Genomic DNA, 21002 nt, shown 5'->3' with positions numbered 1-21002 from the left:
CGCCCTCGCGCCGGCGCCGCCCTCGCAGAATCTTCGCGTTACTGAGACTCGCTCGGAAGCACTCAGCTCTGTGAAGGCAAGGCTACGCAAGGCTCCAGCTTACGGACCGTGATAATAAGAGATCAGCGGCGGGTTTTCGGGATCGTCCTCGGTCATCAAACGGTCGGTGAACTCGAGCGCGCTATCCTCCGGCGGCTCAACCAGAAGCTGATCGACGATGATTACCTGATGGTCGGAGAGATCGCTCTCGGCGACCTCATAGAGGTAGCGGTAGAACGCCTGAACGAGCTCGGGGTTGATGTCGGGCGTGATGTTCTTGAGGGGCGTGTCGATCATGAGCAGCGTCGGTACGGGCAGATCATGCTCGGCCGCCGTGCGGTGAAGAGCCAGCGCGAAACATATCGTTAGCAGCGTCTTCTTGCCGCCACTTCCAGCAGTATAGAAGCTGTAGGCCGCCGCTTCGTCTCCACCGGGCCATATTTCCGGGATCATCGTGCGCCGATTGATGTGGACCTCATCCGTGCTGCTCACACCTGGAACGTGCGTTGCAACCAATGCCTCGAGGAAATTTTCTTCGAGCGCCGCGAAATTTGCGTCTGCCTTGCTCAACCGCCGCTGCTCCGCGATGATCTCCCGCTCAAGGCGCTCCAGATCCGCGGACAGTGCGTCGGCATCCTCGACCATCTTCGTCACAGCGTCCGGCATGGCGCTTACGCGATCCAGAAAGCGTGCGCGCTCGTCGAGCTCCGCCAGCTCGCGCTGTGCGTCACGGGTCCGTGCCAGGCGATCCGATTCATATGTTGCAAGCAGATCGGCCACCCGCCGGTCGAGCAGGTTCTTGTCCGCGAGCACCGCCGCAATGCGCACTTCCTGCCGTTTCTTCGCGATCCCGTGCCGCCGAAGCGACGCCTCGATATCCGCCAGCCGCGCATCGAGATCGCTGTTGATCGTTGCGGGCGTAATCGCGCTCTCATCGGGCAGAAGCGGTTGCAGGCACAAATAGCAGTCGTCGCCGTGCGATCGGTGCGTGCTGATCGGCTGGCCGCATTGCGGACAATTCTCGAAGGCGCTCCCTGCCAGTACCGCGCGGGCACGGTCGGCTCTGGCCACCTTGAACTTCATCGACAGCAATTCCGAGCGTAGCTCGCGCTGCTCGTTGAGGCGGAAATTGAGATCTTCCAGCGTCTCTCGCTCACGCTCCAACAGATCGGACAAGTGCCGGAGTTCCACGCGCTGATCGTCGACGAAATGCGTGTCGCTTAAATAGGCCGCATTGTCGTCGCTCAAGAGGCGCCGCAGTTCGTCAGCGCGCCCGCGCACCTTCTGGAGCTCGGTCGCGATTTGTCCCACCGATGCAAAATCAAACTCGCGTAGAAACTCCCGGATCCGCTCAGCTGCATCCCGCTTCGCGCGCTGTTCGGTTCGCGTTTGGTCATACTGGATTTGCAACGTGCTCAGCACTTCGCTGTAATAGCCGGTGAAGAAGTTCAGGCTGTCTTTGCTCTTCTCCGCCAGCACGGGTGTGTTCAGCCGGAAGAAGGAGGAATCTAATTCTTCCTGCTCAAGGTAGCAGAATTTGAAGAGATCGCGGAAGCTCAGCCGCACCATGGGCGAGTCCTCATCCCCGGTGCGCTTGCGCACCCGGATGATCGGATACCCGAGAAGTCGGAAGAGCAGGTCGCTCAAGTTGACCACATCGGTCCCGAAGACGACCGGACCGTCACCCTTCGCGCGGACCTGCAAGCTGACAGGACCTTCCTCCGGGTCCATCCAAGAGACCCTGACGAATCCTTCTCCCCGACTCCGCTCGATCAACACCTCGAGGTCGCGCACTTGCAGTGTCAACGCGGCCGCCAGGAACTCCCGTTGGATAGCGGTCGTCATCTCGAGGTTCCCGCCAAGGCAAAAATCGATCAGTCGAACGACCGTGGATTTTCCAAGGCTGAGGGTGCCATGAATGAAGGTGATATTCCGCGAGAAGGTCAACACCTCCTCGCTCTGGCGGCACAACAGCTTCAGCGTTTGAAGACGGATTTTCATTGGTCGATCGTCTCGCCCATGCGTAGGGATGCCACTTCCGGGAAATTCGCGTAGATGAAGTCCATCAGCGATGTGGCGGTCAGGTTCAGGTGCCGCTTGAGTAGTACGGCGCGCTGGCGGATTCCGGCATATTCCGGCTCGTCTTTCAGAGCTTCGGCGGCGGAGCGGCCACGCTCCGTTTGGCCGATAATGACCGTGCGCCCCGCGGTGTGAACATGGATCAGGCCCCGGCCTGCCAATATATTGAGGAAACGCCTGTAGCGGTGATCCCAAGGACCATATTTGAAGCGCACCATTCGGGCCTCGATCGAGTTGCGTTCGAAATCCTCGACCTTCACCTGCGATGCGTCACTGCCGCGCACGCGAATCGCCCGTTCCAGAAAAGCAGGGTAGCGCAGCAGGAAATCGAGCTTGGCCAGTTTGGTCAGCCCCTCGACCTTCTGATCCCCTGCCTTACCCGCAAAAGCGTCGATGAGGACTAGCAGGCGGCCCAGATGAAGGGAGTCATCGCCCTCGAGGTGATTGACGATTTCGGGGAGCGTGCTCATGCGTCTGGTGCCGCTGGAGACAGGTCGCGATCAGCGCTCCACCAGACCTTGCACTCCTCGGAAAGTAAACCGGCGGTGCCGACAAGATGCTCCGAACGGCACCCAAACAGGCTCTCGCGCTCGCCTATGGCCGTCTCACGAGTTCGGCCTCGCAGGTCGGCAAGCATCGCTTTGCCATAGGCGCTCACCCCGGTCGATGTCTCGGCCTCAGCCTCACGCGCAGCCCGGATAGCGAAATACTCGAAATGGGCGAGCCGCCGGTTGGCTTCGGCCAATCCAAACTTCTCCTTCCACCCCAGGAACGTCCGCTCGAGGGAAGCGACATCGTCTTTCATCTGCTCCACATCGGCATAGCCGATGCCACCAGCCGCCATTTTCAATTCCATTCGGCCGAGACCGGGCGGGATGCTTTCGCGCGCGATAAACTCCCGGATGCTGAGCAATTCGCGATCATCTGCCGCCGCTGGCGTCGTGAGCTTCGCCATCAACTCTCGGTCCAGGCGCTTCTTCTTCGTACGGAGCGCTTCCACATGCTCCGCAAAATCTTCGACGACCGCGTGCGATTCGAGGACATAGCCATCCAGCGCAAGCGAGCTGACGTTCCAGATGTGCGCTCGGATACCGTCGGCCATGCGATAGAGCTCAAACACTGACTGATTTCCCAGCGTCTCGATTTCGCCAAGCGCCCGCACGAGGTCCTGCTCTGGCTGATCGATACCGGTCTTGCGCTGCTCGAGGCGTACCTTCGCAAGGGCAGCGATGACATGCTCCTGCGCAATCGCGGTGCTCTCGGCGAACTCGGCAAGGCACTTGCGCACCTTGTGACGCGCGCTAAGCCCGTCGAGACTAGGGTTCTCGCGGCAGCAATTCAGAACCGTCCCGACATCATCCCCGCCGTCACTGTCGTGAAACACGAAGTTGGTGGCGAGGACAAACCGTTCGAACTGCCCTGGGTAGCGCGCGTCGCGGACGCAAAAGCGTTTCAAGGCCCCGGATACGGATTTGTCAGAAAGACGAAATTGCGGCTGATCTAGCTCGCGTGTCTTGACCTGAATGCCAGTGAAACGCCCATTAGCGCCCTCGACAAGAACATCCTCCAGATGCTCGCAATAGACACTACGGACCGCAGAGCCGGGTAGGAGCATCTGAAGCGCCTTTAGCGCTGCGTAGTTGATCTGATAGCGGAAGCGTCGCTGAACTTCATCTCCCGGATCGCGGGGCAGGTCACTCATTTTACTTCTCGCCCTCCCTACTTGGAAGACGCCGCCCTGGTCTCTTCCCTTGTCGCTCTCCGCTATGGGTATCACCTTTGCATCTCGGATCAAGTTCATGGTGAGACTGATCCGTAGCTGGGTAGTGCTCGGTCGGATGCGAGCCGAGATCCGGGGGAGCTCGCAAAGCGACAACGGCTCATAGGCGGCGGTGCAGATTGGGCGGCTGCCCGCAAGCGGGCACCGGGCTCTATCTCCGCTTCGCTCCGACCAAGCCCCTTCGGGTCTTGGCCGCTGCCGCGGTGACGATCCCTTCCGCAGGCGCTTGGGGCAGGGGAGGTGTTCCTCCAATGGCCGTCGGGTGAAAGGCACGACCACCGCAATGCAGGCTCCGCCCAAGGAATCGCGCTCACGCGCGATGCGGATCGTGGAGCCAGCTGACATGTCATCGCCCCCTCCGCCGCCCTCGCAGAATCCGCGCGTTGCAGAACCGGTTTCGGACACAACGAGTTGCGTCGGGGCAAAGCTACGCTAGGCAAAAAGGGGCCGGCGACGTTTGTCTGTTTGTCAGAGAAGCGTCGGCCCCTTTTTGCCAAGCTTCGCTAAGCCCCTCCCGTGCCTGTTGTGTCCAAGAGCCCGGTCCTGCGCCTTCGGACCTGCGAAGGCGGCTCCGGGTGCGATGACATGTCGGCCGGCCCACGCTCCCTCTTCCATTCAAACAGAACCGTCCGCTCGCGCGGCCGGTGCGTCATTTGTGCCTGTGGGGCCGCTGACGCGGCCGTTCGATGCTCAGGCTCACCAGGTACGATGAAATTCTGTCAAGAAATCAATGTGATGGAAGAAATAGAGGGGAGGGGGTAGGGTTCAGATGTGGCCGGGAAAGAGAAGCGGACCACAGGACAGAGAAAGGATGAAGTCATGAAGATCGGTAACTTCAAGTTCGACGAACGCGCCAGTGATATCATTGGCAAGATCGCCACGCGCGAGATGCGTTTTCCTTACCTCATCATGCGCCGCGTCGAGGATCGGCAGAGCGACAGCGCCCCCGTCTACGAGATTTACGAGACGAACCGGGCGGGCGACGAAATCCAGATTGGCGTCGTCTGGGAACGCAAGATGCGTGCGAATGACGAGGTGTTCCTGTCCGGCATGATCGACGATCCGAGCTTCCGCGAGCCGCTGCCCATCGCCCTGTTCGGAGACGAGACCAACGGCTTTGACGTCCAGTGGCGGCGCGAACGTGAGCGCGAAGCGCAGGGCGGCGGCTTCGGCGGACGCGGCAACGGCGCGCGCGCGGGTGGCGGCTTCGGGGGACGAACGGGCGGCGGCTTCTCCGGCGGCAGCACCGCAGGACCGGACGGCGGTTATACCGGCGGCGGACGCAGCCTTGACGATGAGGTGCCTTTCTAAGGCGACCCGAGGCGGGCCGGGGGAGCGCTGGAACGCTTCCCCGGTCCTGAACCGTCATCCCGTCACAAGGAGTGCATCCCATGAGCAAGCCAACGGCCTTGCACAGCGTTAGCAGCTTTGCCGACCTGCCGGAACTCTATGCCGAACTCACCGCCACGCCGGATTTCGTGACATCCTTCGGCGACCCGATCCCACTTTCCATCATGGAACCGGGCGACGAACCCGCCGAGCATGCCATGCCCGATCCCATCGCCGCGCAGGCCGAGTGCGGCGGCATCGTCGCAGCCATTTTCGACCTTCTGGGCGATACGCGGCTCGACACGCTTGCGCCCGAACTCGCTTGGGGCTTCGTGAACAGCTTTCACTTTGTCGCGAACCGGCTGGAAGGTCGGGAGGATCGGCTTGCCGACACCTTGCGCGACATGGCCCGCCGTCTGGAGCCGGGCGAGGTGTTCACCAAGGAGCTTGAGGACACCCAGCTTGAATGCCAGTCGGTCGCCGAACAGCGCGCCGCCATGGAAGCGATGCGCGACTATGCGGCCGCGATGTATCGCACCTATGCCGGTCGCCCATGGTCGCCCGCCAAGGGGTCGCGCGCGTCCCATGTCACCACCGCCAGCCAGATTTCGGCGCTCGACTTTCTGCGCGCACGATCCGAACGGCGGCGCGACCGATACGACCCGCAAGGCCCCGTGGTCGTCGTGTCCGGCCCTTCCGACTGGCACGACTGGCGGATTATCTGGGGACGCCTCGACCAGATCAGGGCGCGCATTCCAAACATGGTGCTTGTCACCACAGGGCAGCGCCTTGGGGTGGATGCAGCCGCCGCCGCATGGGCAGCGCAACGGGGTGTCGTCTGCATCGCGTTCGGCCTCTATGGGCGCGGCAACGGCAAAGCCTTTCGGCGCAATCGCAACATCGCAGAGCTAATGCCGGTCGAAGCGCTTTTGTGCGAAGGGTCGGGCATCCAGTCGAGCCTCTACGACCTGTTCAACCCGGAGAAGGGGCACCGTGTCCCGACCCATGTTTTCATGCGGGCGGATCAGGAACCCGCCGTGCCGATCAAAAAGAAGCGCCGCGTCATAGCGGCCTGATCGGATCAACAGCCCAATAGGGACCGGCGCGGGACACCGCAGCCGGTCCCTTGTCGTGCCTTTGGCACGAGCGGGGGAAACCCGAACGGTTTCCCCCGCGTCGCTCCTTTTGCCGGGCGTGCCGCCCGCCAACGTCGCTCCCCTTTCCGCTAAGGATGCACGGTCTTGGAGGCATCATCCGCGCCAGCGGGGGCAGCAGTCGTGCGCTTGCGGGGCGATCCCGACGAGGGTTCCGCCTGGACGCCTTGTGCCGACAGACCCTTGAGCGCGGCGATCGCAGCGCCACCGCCAACCCGGATTGCCTGACCCAGCACATCGCGAAACTCACGCTCGCTCAAGCGTTCGACCGGCAATTCCGTGACCAGCTTTCCATAATGCGCGCGCAATCCGCGCCGTACCGTCTCGGCCTCTCGCGCGAGGCTTTCCTGATCGGCCTCGATCTTCGCGAGCCGCTCACGTTCCGTCATCTTGGGCATTGTTTGAACTCCTTTGCGAAAGGAGGTCTGCCCGCCATCGCCGACTATCCACCAAGGACCAACGCCATGCAATGCTTTCCCCATGACCGGAGCGGATTTGACCCGGACCGATTCCCGGCTGGGGAGAGCCGCCCCGATCCGAGTCGGACGGGCGCAGCGGGCAAGCGCGCTGCGGAGAAGGGACGCACGCCGGAGGCGATTGTAATGCACCCCACGCACCTGTGCTGCTCATAAACGGCGTAATTTCAACAGCTTATGAAGGTCGTTCATCCGCTGCCAGGACACATTTTGCTCCACATCGGCATGTTCGGCAAGGCAAAAAGCACGCGCAATATCGATCCGCTCGGGCCCCGAACGGCCTTCACCGTCCGGGGCGTCGTGTCCCGATCTGGGTTCTATAGACTGTCTTTGGAATCCGGGCGAGGGCGCATAGCGCGAGGCATAGTTGGGTTTTGAAGGCAGATCATCGCTTTGCTTGGCATCGGCCATCGGGTCTGTTATCAAAAGAGTGCGCTGCAATAGGGCAGTGCCGGGACTGGTAATCCCGTCGGAAATGACACTTCGGTGAGAGCTTCTCGCCGGGGTGCCTGTGCATATGTCCAGGCCGCTTGCGGCTAAAAGCGCAGGCGCATGTTCCGACGTGTTACCAGCCCCGGCTCCCGCGCCGTAGCGCGCGGGAGTAATGGGCCTCTCCGCATAGCCCAACTTCCGGAAACCGCACAATGCGGAACAGGAGGCGCTGATGGAAAGGGCTGCCATATCGCAGGCGAACGAGCGAGCAACAATCAAGGCCAGAGTGAAGCATCTTTCGCAGCAGGATCAGATCGCGGTTGAGCGCGCGACCCGCATCTTGCGCGCCTATTTTGTGGATCGCTGTTCCAGCACCCCAAAGCGGGGAACCTTGCTCGGGATCATGCTGGCCGAACCAACGACCGGCATTCAACGCGCCAGCGTGGCCCCGGGGGACCGATCTCATCTGGAATTTTGGGTATTCGTCGACCATCCCAGATACAAGGGTCTGGACAAATACTGGGGCCGAGCGCGTGCCATGCTGGCATCTGAGCTTCCCATGGCAACGACCAGTCTTTCGGTCTTCACGCCGGACGAAATGGAGCGGGCGAGGTTGGACGGCAATCGCCACCTGATCGATAAATTCGATGCCGGAATCATGCTCTACGGCGCCGATCTGGCCGAAAGCGATGTGCCTTCGGATCGGACTAACGATGTTGTTCGGTCGATGCTCCGTATGGCGCTGGCGCTCCTTGACCGCAACGGCCTTGCAGGGGCGGCCTGTGACGTCTCCAGCGCGCTCGAAAAACTGGGTGAAGTGTTCCCATCACTGTCCGAAGCGGAATCGGCCGACCTGCTCGAATCTTGGATGGCAACGGCAGCCGATTTTAACCACCAAAGAAATAGCTATTAGAGCTAGAGCTGTGCTATTCTGGCTAAACCGTTGTTCATCCAAGCTTTAGGGGGGGATCCCGGTTGGGACGATCCGGAAAGTCAACTTCAGGATCGTAGGCACAAATAGCGGACGTTGTCGCAAGCGATCCGGCGGGTCAGCTAGGCGCAAAATCGAGTGGTCGACAGATTTATGTAACTGCCAAAAGCGACCGCCTCCAAATCAGCTTGCCATTTATATGGTAGCAGGCGTTTAGCCGCGAAGATATGTTGATCATCTCGCCCTTCTTGCCGATAAGGCTTCGGTGGCAACGGGGTTAGCATGCGCGGGGGTGCCGAGAAGGGTATTCCGGGCAGCAGGCGGGATGTTGGGAAGGTGAAATCGGGCAAGGTGTCCAAGCCGAACCGTCAATCAAGCTCGCTTGAGGTAATTGTCAATCGGTTTGCAGCCGAGCTGAATCCAAGTGATTTGCTGCGAGCGATCGAAAAGCTTGACAGTGCAGACGCATACCGGGTTCCCGCGCTTATCCTTCGGTCAGGCATCGTCCAGACGATGCGCGACGACGTCAGGTCGAGGAAGCGAGACATAGCGTTGGCTGAGCTGGCCATCGGTCTGCGTGACCGGCATGGCGACGAAGTCGGCGCCGCAGCCAAAAATGCCGGCCGGCTCGTCACCACCATTGAGCGCGGATACCTCGCCTTGTCCGACGAGCTGGACGCGATGCTCGCCGACGCGCCGCCGGAGGAGTGGCTATGGGCCATCCTAGAACGCGCTGCCGAGTTGGTCGACTGGTCACTGGGCGAAATCGACCGGCGCGCGGCAGCAACGCCAATAATCGACGGCTCTGTGTTCGCGCTCCCCGACGGCGACGGTGGCGACTATAGGGCGGACGAGTTGATCGCGATGGTCGATGCGACGACATCGATGTGCGTGCGTACGCTGGCGGCACGTCATGGCTGGTACGATGGGGACGGAGCAATTGTCCTCCCCCGTCGGCCTAACCCCATGTCCCCCCACGTCAACGCGGACAAGCTTACGAAGCTAGGCGAAATGTGGGAGATGTGGCGGCGGATGGAGACTAGCGCCCGTTTCCTCGGCTGCGTCCTGCATGAGAACGAGGACAGCGGCCAAACCGTCCGCAGCATGACGCCGACCCGCGAGGCGATGAGTTGGAGAATGATCGCGCAAATCGCGCACGAGCAGCTTTCACTCGAGATCGGGTCGGTCTTCGACCAGCTGATCCACACGGAAAATGCACATCTTGACGCCGTTGGGATAGACGGTTCAGCGTCGTTGATGCCGGCGGCGTACGTGTCAGCGACTGAGGTCTGTGCCTACAACGCACTTGAGATGCTGCTGGCAGTCGAACCGCGCGAGGACACGAGCCAGTATCTCGGTCTCACGCTTGTCGAATGGATCCGAGGCTATTCCATCATCGAGCGTCTCGCGATGGTCGCTGGCCGAACAGGTGGCGGCGCCTCCCGACTCCTGGTCCACTTCGACGAAGCCGATCTCATAGGTCGGTTGGTCAAGCTCGGCCTGTCGGCCGAGAAGGCGAAGAGGTTCGTGTCAAATATAACGTTCGGGCGTGCATCGGGCGACGCCGTCGACGACCCGATCGTCAGGATCGCCGACGGGCAGTTGCTTCTGATGGGGCCATTAGCTGTAAACAGCGACGTCGCTCGCGTCATCCTTTCAAAGTTCGCGCGGAGACGGATCCAGATCGATGCAAAAGGGAAGCGCTTCGAGCGGCGCTTTCGAGAACACCTCACAGACTGGGGGCTGGCGCCCGTATTTGGTACGGTCACGGACGGGCCCGAGACGTATGAGATCGATGCCGCGATACGTTTGGATCGCCGCGTGTTCCTGTTTGAGTGCAAGACGAGGACCACATGCGGCGTCGATCCCGCAAGCGTGTGGCGGTTGGGAGAGTGGATGTCGCAAACCGCTGCTCAAGCGCGCCGCATCGCCGACGGCATGCGACGAAGACCTGACGCGCTCGCGGATTTGCTCAGTCAGAACTGCAACGGCTTCGAAGTGATACCCTGCGTCGTCAGCGCCATGCCGCTTCAGGCCGCCGGACAAGTCGATGGTACCTATTTCACCGACCAGATGGCGTTGGCCATGTTCTTCGCGGTCGGTGAAGTAGGTGTGTACTCCCGGCACCGCATCCCCGGCCTACCGCCGATCCGCCAGACGGTCTTCGCGAACAAACTGTGGTCGGGGCGATCGCCGACATCCGAAGACCTACTGCGATTCCTCGACAAACCGCCATCCGTCTCGTTGATCGGGTCCCACATGCGCGAAGTCGAAGTCGCCGAAAAAATCCCGAATCTTGGCGAGTTTCGCACTGTCGAACTCGAAGTACTGCCGGCCGATGCCTCCCGTAGTGTAGAGGCATTGGGTGGCGACGGTTCGAATATGCGGGCCACTACGCTCAACGCTTCCGACTTTCTCGAACGATTTGCAGAAAAGTTCAAGTCCTGACCTTGCCCCGGTCTGTCACGGCAATATCATGCGAAGTTTTGACAGCACATTGGCCGGGACAGGTTGCGCAAGAATGGGTCGCGGGCGAGAGGTTCGGCAATCACGTCACTTGCAATTTCCGTCGATATTGTGGCAGTTTGTTGAAAAGGGGGGTGCAATTGACTGATAGGCGATTCGTGGGCCAATGCCCGACAGCACGCAACGTGGGAAGCGCCGCGTGACGATACGTTTCCCCGTCTTCGAGTCTATCAGCGTCACTGGATTCTCGCTGTATCCGGGAAAGGATGGCCATGGCGGCCTGGATGTCCATTTCCAGCCGGATGAGAATCTTGTCCTAGGTGTGAATGGCCTCGGCAAGAGTACGCTCCTTATCCTCCTCAAGCAGATGATTGCCGGTCCCACCCGTCTCCGGCCCCCGGGCTTCATCGGCAAGGGCCAAGGTGAGGTGCTCAGCGGAGATCCGAGCATGTTCGCCGTGCGCGCAACCGGTTCGACACAGGATGCCAAGGCAAAGCTCCGTGTCCGGTTCGGCGACGCCACGGCAATCATAGAGCGCCGGCTGCGCGATCTCGCCATTGTGTCGTTCGCGGTAAGCGAAGGCGAGGGGGAGGAAACGCAGAAGGACATCGCGACCTACCAGTCTACGACAGCGGCGCTCGCCGGCGTCGATACCTTCCCCAACCTGCTGCGCATACTCGAACGGTCGGTGTTCTTCCTTGAGAACCGTGAACGGCTCATCTGGGACTGGAAGGCGCAATATGAACTCTTCCGCGCCACAATGATGAACGCCGATGACGCCAGACAGCTTCTCGAACTCGAACGCGAGATAATCAGTTCGGACAGCGCCGCACGCAACCTGCGCGCAGCACTCTATCGGCTCGAGCGCCGGTACCAGAAGGACGTTAAGGCATTCGCGAAGGCCGACGACGTCCATGCCGCGCTGAACGCGATCCAGATCCGGATCGATGCCGCCGAGGCCCGCGAAGCTTCACTCGTCGAGGAGTTCGACACCGCGTCGGAGCACGCCGCCGACGCCAAGGCACTCGTCTGGACCGAGGACAGCAAGGCCGATTCAGAGGCTTCGCGCTACGACCATCTCAAATACCTTGCCGTGCGGCACGCACTCGGCAACGTGTCGAACGATATCAGCTACGTCCTTCTCGGCCTGATGCGCGACGGACATTGCGAGGTATGCGGTGGTGACGGCTTGACCGAACTTGCGGCTGAACTGTCCGCTAGGCAACTCGAGCACCGCTGTATGATGTGTGGGTCGCCCCGGAATGACGAAAACGTCGTCACGACCAGCGCCGCGCTTGCGCAACAGGCCGAGATGGCATTCGAGGAGCTCGAGCGCCAACGCGAGGTCGCCGCCGAGGCGAGATTGAGGTTCGACGAGGCGAGCAAGCGCGTCGACGCCATCAAAAGTTCGCTCGAAGAGGTGCGCCGCGACGTTGACGGGTTCAAGCGACATCGGCGGGTGCTCCGAGCCCAGCTGCCCGCCGAGGACAGGACGGCGCTCGCTCGCGTTGAATCTGAGATTGACCGCCTGCGGCTCGGCGCGGAAGGCTTTGAGCAGGACCGCGAGATCGCCGAGCGGCAGGTCGACGAACTGCTCGACCAGTTGCGCAACGCTGTTGTCGGATTCCGGGAGCGCATCCAGGAGATATTCAACCGCAGAGCGAAAGACTTTTTCATCGAGCGGGTGCGACTTGTCTACGCCCCACGTGCCGAGAAGATCGCCCAACACCGCGACGCGCTGAAGTTCCAGTTCCCGGCGTTCGAGGTCGACCTCACGAGCGGCGTCAGCGGAAGCGCATTCGTGCGACGCACATACGAACAGGCGTCGCTTTCCCAGCGTGAGTATCTCGACATCGCATTCCGTATGGCGTTCATGGAAGCGCTCGGCGCGGAGAACTGCTCGATCGTCATCGATGGCCCAGAGGGCTCGGTCGACGTCGTTTTCGCCGACCGCGCTGGGGTAATGCTGTCGCACTACGCCGCAGCCGATGGCGGTCCCAGGAACCGCCAAATCATCGTCGCGTGCAACATCGTCGACGGCGGGTTCATCCCGCACTACTTCCTCGACCATCCTACAAGGCCGGACAGGGACGCCCGCACTGTCAACCTTCTCGACATCGCGCATCCGACCGCCGCCCTCGAGGCGCTGCGGCCCGACTACGAAGCGAAGGTGAACGCAGTTCTCTATCGGGTTGCGCCATGACCGAAACGCACGACCTCGACCGCACTGCCGAGACGCGGGCGCAGGTCCGTGTACTGCGGATGCTGTCGGCACTTTCCGCGGCCGGCGTTGAGGAGGTCGGCGTCCAAGACTTCCACGCCTTCGCCTTCTTCACAGAGGTCTTGGCACCCGTCTGGGGTCTCGATTCTCCCACCGGCGACATACTTAAGGAAGAAGGCGGCCCCCACTATCCGATGCTACAGTCCGCCCTCGGCCGCCTCGTTGGGCTGGGCCTGGTCCGGGTAGCGAGGCTCACCGGCGACGATTGCGGCGGACGCTGGCGACTCGACGTCGCGTTCGCCATCCGCGCGCAGGCTGCGGCACCGGTCATTGCTCTGCTCGACGGCATGCCCGATGAGGATCCGACAGTGGCCAAGTTTCTCGAGCAGCTGGCCTTCAGCTTCGCCGACATCCCACCGGATCGACGTGACGATGCTGCCCTCGTCGATGCGCTGTGGTCGGCTGCCGGCTACGACGAGAACCGCCTGATCAAGTTCGCCGACGGCCGCGATGGTCGCACCGCACGAAACTATTCGGCGGACGCCGCACGGCGCTTCCAGCGGTTTGCGCCCAATGACGTCAACCTGAGTCCCGCCGAACAGACTTCGCTCTACATGAGCCTAATGCGTCGGAGGGCCAGTGCCTGAAACATATGTAGGCGGGGTGCCAGAGGCTGAGATCCAGGCGCTATTCGACGACGAAGGCATGCCGTTCGAAGCCGGCGCCGATCGGATTGGACGCTTCCTTCGTAAGCTCGCCGCGCTGGTCCTCTCACGCATCCAACGCGGGGACGCAGGTCCGTTCGCCATGTTCTTGCTCGGCGAGCAGGTGAGGCAGCGCGTCGGCAGCTGCGGCTGCACCTCGAAGCCAAAGCCGCTCTTCAGCAACGGCAACGATCCCATCGGCGCGCGGGTCTGGATGATGAACGCCCGGCTCGCCGAGACGCACGAGCTCGACATCGATTTCATCGACGATGGCGACACCTTTGCGGCGGTTATCACGGCTGGGCTTGGCGACCTGCCTGCGGTCACGCTCGACCTGCGAACACCAGGTGAGCCGCGTCTGTCGCTGTTTCCCGATGGCTGCAACCAACCAGGCGTCAAATACGAGATCGAGATCACGGATCGGCCGATCAACCCGGAGCGCATGAAGGCGGCACTCGACACATTCTACGCCGAAAATTTGAGGACGCCGATGATAGCGAAGGCGGGCCACGCGACATCCCCGTGGCGGAAGGCATCGAAGGGCGTTCCGAGCGAAAGGCCGGAGGAAATCATCGAAGGCAGGCTGCTTCCGCAGCTCAAGCGCCTATTCCCACGGCATGACAGCCGGTCCCAGGCCGTGAACGAGGACGGCATCGTCGATATCTCGGTCTACATGCCTGAGCCGACGCGCTCAGGACTGCCGGGCCGCCGTTGCGACTATGTGCTCGAGCTGAAGGCACTGGCCGACCGCACTTCGAACGACAATCCGTCGAGTACCGACCATGCTGAGCAAATCGAGAAGGGCTACATCCAGGCGCTGGCCTATAGCCGTGCAGAGAAGAGCCTCCATGCCGCACTGTGTCTATTCGACATGCGAGCCGCCGATTTCACCGACGCCGCCTGCTTCGCCGACGTGCAGGATCGGGCGGTCACCGAACGTATCGATCTTTGGCGATGGAAGCTGCTTAGGTCCTCCGAGGAAGGTCGGCATGTGCGCTACCGGTCGCAGGCGGCCGTGGAATGACCGTCCATCTCCCGATCATCAGGCGCATTCAAGTCAGCGACTACGGCTTATACCCGGGCAAAAAGGGCGAGGGCATCGACTGGACGGTCAAGAAGGGTGTCGGCGTGATCGCTGGCGTCAACGGTCTAGGGAAGACGACCCTGCTTAACATCCTCTTCCGCTCGCTGGCGGGGCCAAAGGACTGGCGCATCGATGAGGGCCCACTCGGTAACCTTGATCGGACGCTTAGGAAAATGCGCGACACCAGCTACTTCCGGTCGCGCGTGCTCGACGGTGCTGTAGCGGCAACCGCACGAGTCGAGCTTTCGATCGGCGGCACCAGGATCGTCGTCGTCCGGCAGCTACGCGACCTGAAGATCGTCGAGCTTTCAGTTGATGGCAAACAGGTTCGCGCAACCGAGGAGGAATACACGACGGCGATCCTTTCAGCGTCAGGGCTTGCCAGCGAGTTCGATTTCCACCTCGTGCTGCGATTGCTGATCTTCTATCTGGAGGATCGTCGACCGCTTCTCTGGGACCGCTCAGCGCAGGACGAGGTTTTGCGGGCGCTAGTCTACCCGGCGGAAACTGCCGCGCGCGTTGCCGAGTTGGCCAACAGAATCCAAAGCATGGATTCTCAGTATCGCAACCAACGCGTGTATTTGAACAGGCAGATCGCTGCTCTTGAGGAGGCCGAGACCGCGTCGGCGGCCGAAGCCGCGGCCGTGTCCCAATACAACAGTACGAGGACCCGCGCTCGCGCGGCTCGCGAGCGGGTCGAATCAATTGCGGAGAACCTAGCCCTGGCCGATGCCGAACGTGTGAAGGTCCGGTCATCCGTCGAACGGGCCAAGCTGCGGCACGAGGAAATCCGACGTGCCCACCACGACCTGCGGCAGCGCTTCTTCTCTAGCCTCTATCCCAAGATTGGCGAGGTTGGCCGCTACGTCCTGGTGACGCTCGAGGCGGGTGCCGGATGCCTTGTCTGCGGCAACGTCGATGCCAGCGCATCCGCCCGGCTCGAGCGGTGCGTCGCAGACGGGACCTGTCCGCTGTGCGATGCGCCGCCCGCCAAGCACGACGTCAGGCCAGCGAAGTCCACTTCTGCCGAGGCCCGCCGCTTGGCAGAGCTCGAAGAAGAACGCGCCGAGGCCGATGACGAACGCCAGAAGCTGGAAACCTCGCTGCAGGCCGCACGCGACCGGTATTACGAACTATACGAGGAACAATTGACCGCAGACGCCGAGCGGATCGACATCGAGCGGGAACTCGAACTTCTCGGACAGTCGCTTCCGCCACCGGATGAGGAGATCGAGGCATTGCGGAAGATTGTCGACGACCTGCGCCGCAAGCAAAACGCGCTGGCCCGCCAGCGCGAGCTGGAGGAGGTGACGCTTCGCGAGCAGTTGGCTATCGGCAAGAAGGCCGTCATGGCCGTGGCGGAGAAAATCAAATCGCAGTTCAAGTGGAACGCGGCCGCATTCCTAGCCGAAGAGTGCGAAATCACTGTAGTGCAGGACGATCGCAAGTTCGGTGACGAAACCGGCACGTTCAAGATGCCGCGCTTCACCGTCAAACTGACCTCGGGTGTGTTCAAGTCGCAGCCTCAGCCGCGCCGCGCCAGCGCCGAAGTGTCGGAATCCCAGAAGGAGTTCATCGATCTCGCCTTCAGGCTCGCGATTATGCAAGCCACGATGGGCCGGCGCCCATCGATGATGGTGATCGAGACACCTGAGGCCAGCCTCGATTCCATCTTCATCGCGCGCGCGGGCCGACTGCTGGCGCGGTTCGCGGCTAGCGGCGGTGCGATCGGCAACAGGCTTATCGCCAGCTCGAACCTCAACAAGGAGGACATGATACCGGCCCTGTTCGGGCTAGCCTCGGAAGAGGAATACGCCGAGTGGTGGGCAGACCGCCGCCACAAGGCGCAGCCGCCCGGCAGCAGCGACGCCGTGCCGCTAGACGAGCGCCAAGACCGCATCCTAAATCTCCTCGAGGTCGCGGCGGAGAACCGTGCGGTCATCGAGAACAGACAGGGTTACCTGCTACGCTACCGGCGGGCGCTCGATCCCGAATGGAGCCATCCGCCCAGCGCAAGAGGCGGGAGAACTAGACGGAGGGCCGCCGGTTGAGTGACGCCCCGAACGAGGCAGACTACTGGGCACGGGCATGGCTGATGACGCTGCTTGACGGCGCGGCGCGCGCCGGCCTGACGCCGCTCTCCCAAGCAACGATCCACGACCTCGCGTTTCTCGCGAATGTGCTCGCACCGACATATGGTCTTACGGTCGAGACCGGCCTCGTGACGCGGTGGAAGCGCGGGCCGTATTCACCCGAATTGCAATGGGACCTCGACCGCCTGTCGCTCATGGGGTTGGCCGATATCGTCTCGGTCGGCCCCGTTAGTGACCGAGGCAAATGGTTCGTCGCCCATTACGGCCTAGGTCCGCTCGCGCGGTCGTTTCTCGACCGGTCGTTGGCGGTTGGCAGCCTTGCACGCGTCCACCGTTTTCACTGCGAACTGCTCACAGCCTTCGCATCGCTGGCGCCAACACTGCGTGGAGCGGTGGTGGATCAGGACGCGACCTACGCGAACACAGTCGACGGCGATCTGGGTGAGAGCGAGACGGTCATCGACTTCGCCGAGTGGAGGAATCGGAACTACACCCAGCGCGCCAGCGCAACACTCGAGACCCATCTCGGCGGCATCACGGTGGACCCACGCCGGCGCATGCATGTCTATCTGCGCTATCTCGCACGCCGCGCTGCGAAGGTCCGCGCGTCGTGACCGACGACACAGACGACGGCGGCCTCGGTGGCAATTTTGACGAGGCCCTGTTCGCCGAGGTGAGCCGCACGCAGATCGCAGACGTGCCGACGGAGGACAGCCTTGATCCAGCCTGCATGATCCGCGCTGTCGCCCGCTACCTATCCTTGCGGCTCGGTGGCGATGACGCTGCGACGAACTGTGCGTTTGTGCATTCGCCTTACCTGATATCCGACGTGCCGCTGGTCAACGGCGCGACGAAGATGCGGCACCACCACCTGACCAGATCGAGGAAGCACAACCCATTCGGTCGCGTTCACCTTGTTTCCCCGGGCCTCAACGAAGCCGCGTCGGAGGAAGTCGACTGCGACGATCCAGAGACACTTCACGCCTGGCTCGACGCCCGTGGCATGCTCGACAGGCCGACAGTCTGGATCGAGACCGCCAGCAGGCGCATGGTATGGTATCCTAACGGCATGGCTGGCGAGGACGCGGCGCTCACGCTGGAGCTGCCGATGCCGATGCCGAGCGACATTGACGAGGCCGCAATCGACGAGGCGCTGCGCATTTTCCACGAGAAGGTCGCCATGATTCCTCGGAGCGACCCCAAATTCTGGCACGACCCGGGCCTACATGTGCCATGCCAGGACACCGAGAAGTTGATGCAGAAGGCGCTGTCCATCGCGCTGGACGTGCACTTTCATGACGATCTTGTCATTCGCGAATACAAGCTGGCCGGCTCGGTCGTCGATTTCGTCATTCATCAGGTCGGCACCGGCGAACCGAAGCCGGCGTGCGCGCTCGAGCTGAAAATCCTCCGCGAAAAACACCACCACGCCGACGCCGCGAAGGCTAGCCCCTGTGCGAAGCGGACGAACGCGCTCTCGGTCACCAACGGGATCGAGCAGGCGGCCATCGCGAGGGACGAGCTCGGCACGCGCTTCGCTTACCTCGCGGCCTTCGACATGCGTGCGACCGACGACGACGCAGTGATGACCGGTGCGGCTGCGAAGGCCGCCCGCCTGTCGGTCATCACACGCCGATACTTTATGTTCAACGCCAAGAAGTCCTATCGGAAGGCGACGGTCGCCAGCCAGCTGGCTAAGGGTGGAGCGCAGAAGTCGAACCCACGTCGACCCTAGGCGGACTTCAAAACCAGCAGATCTTCGGAAAGGAGATGCTCGCCACCTTGCTGAGCGCTCGCGCGCATCGGCCTAAGGACTTGAAGGCGGTCTGTGGTCAGGCCGAGCCCCTCGCCAATCTCAGCTAGGACCCGAGCCACAGGCACGACCACGTCGGCATAACGGCTGTCGCCGACTACCATCGCGATGCGCCCGTCGGGCGTCAGCCGCTGCGCGCACTCTCGCATCACGACTTCAAGATCCGCGAAGTAGCTGCCGATCATGCCTGGGATTTGTCGGCTCCACAGGCGATCGGCCACTTCGTCCAGCGCGGTCACGACGCCTGCGAGCGTCGGCGAAGGCGAAGCCGGCATCGACGCTTCCCGCTTGATCTGGACATGCGAGCGTAGCGTGCTGCGACGCAAGGAGACGTTGTCCTCCCCAGACGACAGGTAGCCTAGGACCCACAGCTCGAGGTTGTAGATATCGGTATAGTCAAACGAGTTCGGATACGGCGGCGAGAACAGCACCAGATCGTAAGTGCCGTTTAGTTCAGTGAGGCGACTGCGAGCATCGCCGCGCAAGAGGGTATAGCCAGGATGCGCCCGGCGGGTGAGCCTGCTGACGTCGAACAGTGCATTGTCGTAAGCGGCCTCGAACGCGACATCGACCGCCCGCGCCGTCCGGCGGTTGCGCTGCCAGCCCCCGCGATACCGCCTGCCCTTGCCGTTTATCACCACGTTGCTCAGGTGGATAAGGGTCGATCCCAGGATCACCGTAAACAGTCGGCGCTGCCGCTCGTTGGCAAGCTCGGCGATCGCTCCACGATACTGGGCGATTCGCTTCATTACATCGATGTCGAAGATCCAGCGACCACCAGCACCGGGTTCGTAGAGCGTCGGTGGTGCGTTCGCATATATGGCCGCCAAGTCGATCTCAATCGCGTCGACGGTCCTGCCAATGGTCAACCGGTCAGCCGCAACGGCACGCGGATCGAACGACGTCAACTTTGCCTCGATCAGGTCGGCCAGAAACGGGTTTAACTCGATCGTCGTCGGCGCGATGCCCATGAACTGGCAGGTTAGCGCGGTCGTGCCAGACCCCCCGAAGCAGTCGAGGCATGTCGATGGAGGGTGTGGCAAATGTGCGATCACGTCGCGGACGAACAGCGGCGAGAACGCTTCCTTCACTCGGAACCAGCGCTGGAAGGCGGCGTCCCCCGCCCCCTGGTTGGTCGACGTAGGTAGGTCCGGCTTCAGCTGGCTAAGGAACGTTGAGAGGTCGAGCTCGGCCGGCCCACTCAGTCTCATAAGCATACGGCGGCCTCCATATGCTCGCTTATATACGCATAGACAGGTAAAACAATACGCATATAAACTCGCGTTCGATGTACGACGATTCTATCCGCGTGGGCCGGCATCTGAAGTCGGCGGTGAAGGTTGCCGGCCAGTCGCAGAAGGCCGTCGCCAAGGCATTCGGCGTCTCGCAGCCGTGGATATCGCGGATCTTCAACGGCCATTTCGGGGACCGAACCGACCTCGTGATGAGGCTGTGCGAGGAATACGGGGTGGAACCCTATGCGCATAATGATTCGACCGAGTTTGACGATCTGGCCAACAGACTGCGAGAACTGTGGGACGGAACGCCGGCCGGAGCGAAGCGTCTGCGCGCGCTGCTCAACGCCGTGATCGAGATCAACCGCTGCAATGGGGACGCGGAAGGCGACCAAGCGCGACCGCCGACCAACGTCAGAGCCACAAGCCGCCCCAAGGCTTAATCGCCGCCCACCACTCGGTCGGCGTCAGTATACGTAGCGGCAACGTCGGCAGTAGGTGCCTGCGCGACACGATCGTGCGAACGTCGGCGGTAACGAACGCGTCGCACCCCAGGCCGATCGCGTTGCCCAGCAACTTCCGGTCGGCGCGGTCCGGCAGGAGCGCGAGCAGGGTAGAATCCGCCACGCGGCGGCCGAGGTCGCTACCGCGCGCGCTCTCGTCGGTGCCACGCTCGAGCATCTCGAGTGCGTAGGATGCCAGATCCTGGCGCACTTGCTCGTGGAGCGTGCGGTTGATCTCGTCGAGCGTAGTCTCCGCGACCCGCAACGTCCAGCTGGCTCTGGCGCCCACGGCAAATATGTGCGCCAGCGCCTCAATATCGCGTCGCCGGGCGATTGGTAGGTTAGGATCCTGCGGCTCCATTTCGAAGATCACGGGCGCGTGCTTGACGATCAGGTTGACGATGTTGGTGTCGAGAAATATCCGCTCCGGGATATCCTCTAACGGATGGCGCTCGCAGTCAGCATGGTGGTCCGCCGCGCTGCGATACATTAGCCACTTACCCCTGGTCTTGTCCCATTCCTCAAGAACCAAACCCGCCTCCTTAACATCCGTGCCTGCGCTGGCGCCAAGCAATGCGGAGGTTGCGTCCGGCCCGCCGCAGCGTGGACGCCACTATGTTCGCACGATACTCCAGTCAACTAGGCGCTGTCGGCGAAGTAATT

Annotated in this window: 18 protein-coding genes; 11 read left to right on the top strand and 7 right to left on the bottom strand. The window is 62.0% G+C overall.

The window, feature by feature from the left end:
- Nucleotides 1–99: 99 nt before the first annotated feature.
- From FHT19_RS19520 to FHT19_RS19510, 3 genes are read right to left on the bottom strand one after another with little or no spacing between them, the layout of a single operon-like run.
- Nucleotides 100–2040 carry a hypothetical protein gene (locus tag FHT19_RS19520; protein ID WP_169476432.1) on the bottom strand — a complete coding sequence of 647 codons (1941 nt, stop codon included), beginning with the start codon at nt 2038–2040 and terminating at the stop codon, nt 100–102.
- Nucleotides 2037–2588 carry a hypothetical protein gene (locus FHT19_RS19515; RefSeq protein WP_169476431.1) on the bottom strand — a complete coding sequence of 184 codons (552 nt, stop codon included), beginning with the start codon at nt 2586–2588 and terminating at the stop codon, nt 2037–2039. Before FHT19_RS19515 ends, FHT19_RS19520 begins: the two co-directional genes overlap by 4 nt.
- Complete coding sequence (locus FHT19_RS19510; protein ID WP_169476430.1) at nt 2585–3820, bottom strand: dsDNA nuclease domain-containing protein; 1236 nt, start codon at nt 3818–3820, stop codon at nt 2585–2587. The genes FHT19_RS19515 and FHT19_RS19510 overlap by 4 nt, the downstream gene beginning before the upstream one ends.
- An 897-nt stretch (nt 3821–4717) precedes the next feature.
- On the opposite strand from FHT19_RS19510, the gene FHT19_RS19505 reads away from it, so the two are divergent.
- Together FHT19_RS19505 and FHT19_RS19500 are read left to right on the top strand one after the other, a co-directional pair.
- On the top strand, nt 4718–5209 hold the full coding sequence (locus tag FHT19_RS19505) for a DUF736 domain-containing protein (protein WP_169476429.1): 492 nt from the start codon (nt 4718–4720) through the stop codon (nt 5207–5209).
- Between the two features lie 80 nt (nt 5210–5289).
- On the top strand, nt 5290–6303 hold the full coding sequence (locus FHT19_RS19500; protein ID WP_169476428.1) for a DUF2493 domain-containing protein: 1014 nt from the start codon (nt 5290–5292) through the stop codon (nt 6301–6303).
- A gap of 149 nt (nt 6304–6452) precedes the next feature.
- Here the strand turns inward: FHT19_RS19500 and FHT19_RS19495 are convergent, their stop codons facing one another.
- Together FHT19_RS19495 and FHT19_RS19490 are read right to left on the bottom strand one after the other, a co-directional pair.
- Nucleotides 6453–6779 carry a hypothetical protein gene (locus FHT19_RS19495; RefSeq protein ID WP_169476427.1) on the bottom strand — a complete coding sequence of 109 codons (327 nt, stop codon included), beginning with the start codon at nt 6777–6779 and terminating at the stop codon, nt 6453–6455.
- Nucleotides 6780–7007: 228 nt separating this feature from the next.
- Nucleotides 7008–7268, bottom strand: a complete 261-nt coding sequence (locus FHT19_RS19490; RefSeq protein ID WP_169476426.1) for a hypothetical protein — start codon at nt 7266–7268, stop codon at nt 7008–7010.
- A 253-nt stretch (nt 7269–7521) separates the two neighbouring features.
- Between FHT19_RS19490 and FHT19_RS19485 the strand changes: the two genes are divergently transcribed.
- The 8 genes from FHT19_RS19485 (at nt 7522) to FHT19_RS19450 (ending at nt 18523) form a co-directional block, all read left to right on the top strand.
- Nucleotides 7522–8202: a hypothetical protein gene (locus tag FHT19_RS19485; protein ID WP_169476425.1), complete on the top strand. Its 681-nt coding sequence runs from the start codon at nt 7522–7524 to the stop codon at nt 8200–8202.
- 300 nt (nt 8203–8502) lie between these two features.
- Nucleotides 8503–10668 carry a hypothetical protein gene (locus FHT19_RS19480; protein WP_169476424.1) on the top strand — a complete coding sequence of 722 codons (2166 nt, stop codon included), beginning with the start codon at nt 8503–8505 and terminating at the stop codon, nt 10666–10668.
- A 184-nt stretch (nt 10669–10852) separates the two neighbouring features.
- Nucleotides 10853–12889, top strand: a complete 2037-nt coding sequence (locus FHT19_RS19475) for a hypothetical protein (RefSeq protein WP_169476423.1) — start codon at nt 10853–10855, stop codon at nt 12887–12889.
- On the top strand, nt 12886–13554 hold the full coding sequence (locus FHT19_RS19470) for a hypothetical protein (protein ID WP_169476422.1): 669 nt from the start codon (nt 12886–12888) through the stop codon (nt 13552–13554). The genes FHT19_RS19475 and FHT19_RS19470 overlap by 4 nt, the downstream gene beginning before the upstream one ends.
- On the top strand, nt 13547–14635 hold the full coding sequence (locus FHT19_RS19465; protein ID WP_169476421.1) for a hypothetical protein: 1089 nt from the start codon (nt 13547–13549) through the stop codon (nt 14633–14635). Before FHT19_RS19470 ends, FHT19_RS19465 begins: the two co-directional genes overlap by 8 nt.
- Complete coding sequence (locus FHT19_RS19460) at nt 14632–16746, top strand: hypothetical protein (RefSeq protein ID WP_169476420.1); 2115 nt, start codon at nt 14632–14634, stop codon at nt 16744–16746. Before FHT19_RS19465 ends, FHT19_RS19460 begins: the two co-directional genes overlap by 4 nt.
- 44 nt (nt 16747–16790) lie before the next feature.
- A complete protein-coding gene (locus FHT19_RS19455) occupies nt 16791–17402 on the top strand; it encodes a hypothetical protein (RefSeq protein WP_169476419.1) in 612 nt (203 codons plus the stop codon).
- Entirely contained in the window at nt 17399–18523 is a 1125-nt protein-coding gene (locus FHT19_RS19450) for a hypothetical protein (RefSeq protein ID WP_169476418.1), read from the top strand. The genes FHT19_RS19455 and FHT19_RS19450 overlap by 4 nt, the downstream gene beginning before the upstream one ends.
- Here FHT19_RS19450 and FHT19_RS19445 read toward each other — a convergent pair.
- Nucleotides 18520–19818: a hypothetical protein gene (locus tag FHT19_RS19445; RefSeq protein ID WP_211184964.1), complete on the bottom strand. Its 1299-nt coding sequence runs from the start codon at nt 19816–19818 to the stop codon at nt 18520–18522. The genes FHT19_RS19450 and FHT19_RS19445 overlap by 4 nt on opposite strands.
- A gap of 71 nt (nt 19819–19889) precedes the next feature.
- Here FHT19_RS19445 and FHT19_RS19440 point away from each other — a divergent pair, with 71 nt between their 5' ends.
- Entirely contained in the window at nt 19890–20279 is a 390-nt protein-coding gene (locus FHT19_RS19440; protein WP_169476417.1) for a helix-turn-helix transcriptional regulator, read from the top strand.
- Here the strand turns inward: FHT19_RS19440 and FHT19_RS19435 are convergent.
- Complete coding sequence (locus FHT19_RS19435) at nt 20251–20871, bottom strand: hypothetical protein (RefSeq protein ID WP_169476416.1); 621 nt, start codon at nt 20869–20871, stop codon at nt 20251–20253. The genes FHT19_RS19440 and FHT19_RS19435 overlap by 29 nt on opposite strands.
- Nucleotides 20872–21002 lie beyond the last annotated feature (131 nt).

Source organism: Novosphingobium sp. SG919, assembly GCF_012932495.1.
Taxonomy (GTDB): Bacteria; Pseudomonadota; Alphaproteobacteria; order Sphingomonadales; family Sphingomonadaceae; genus Novosphingobium; species Novosphingobium rhizosphaerae.
The sequence above is the reverse complement of the archived record's forward strand: the minus strand, read 5'-3'. Positions and strand labels throughout refer to the sequence as shown.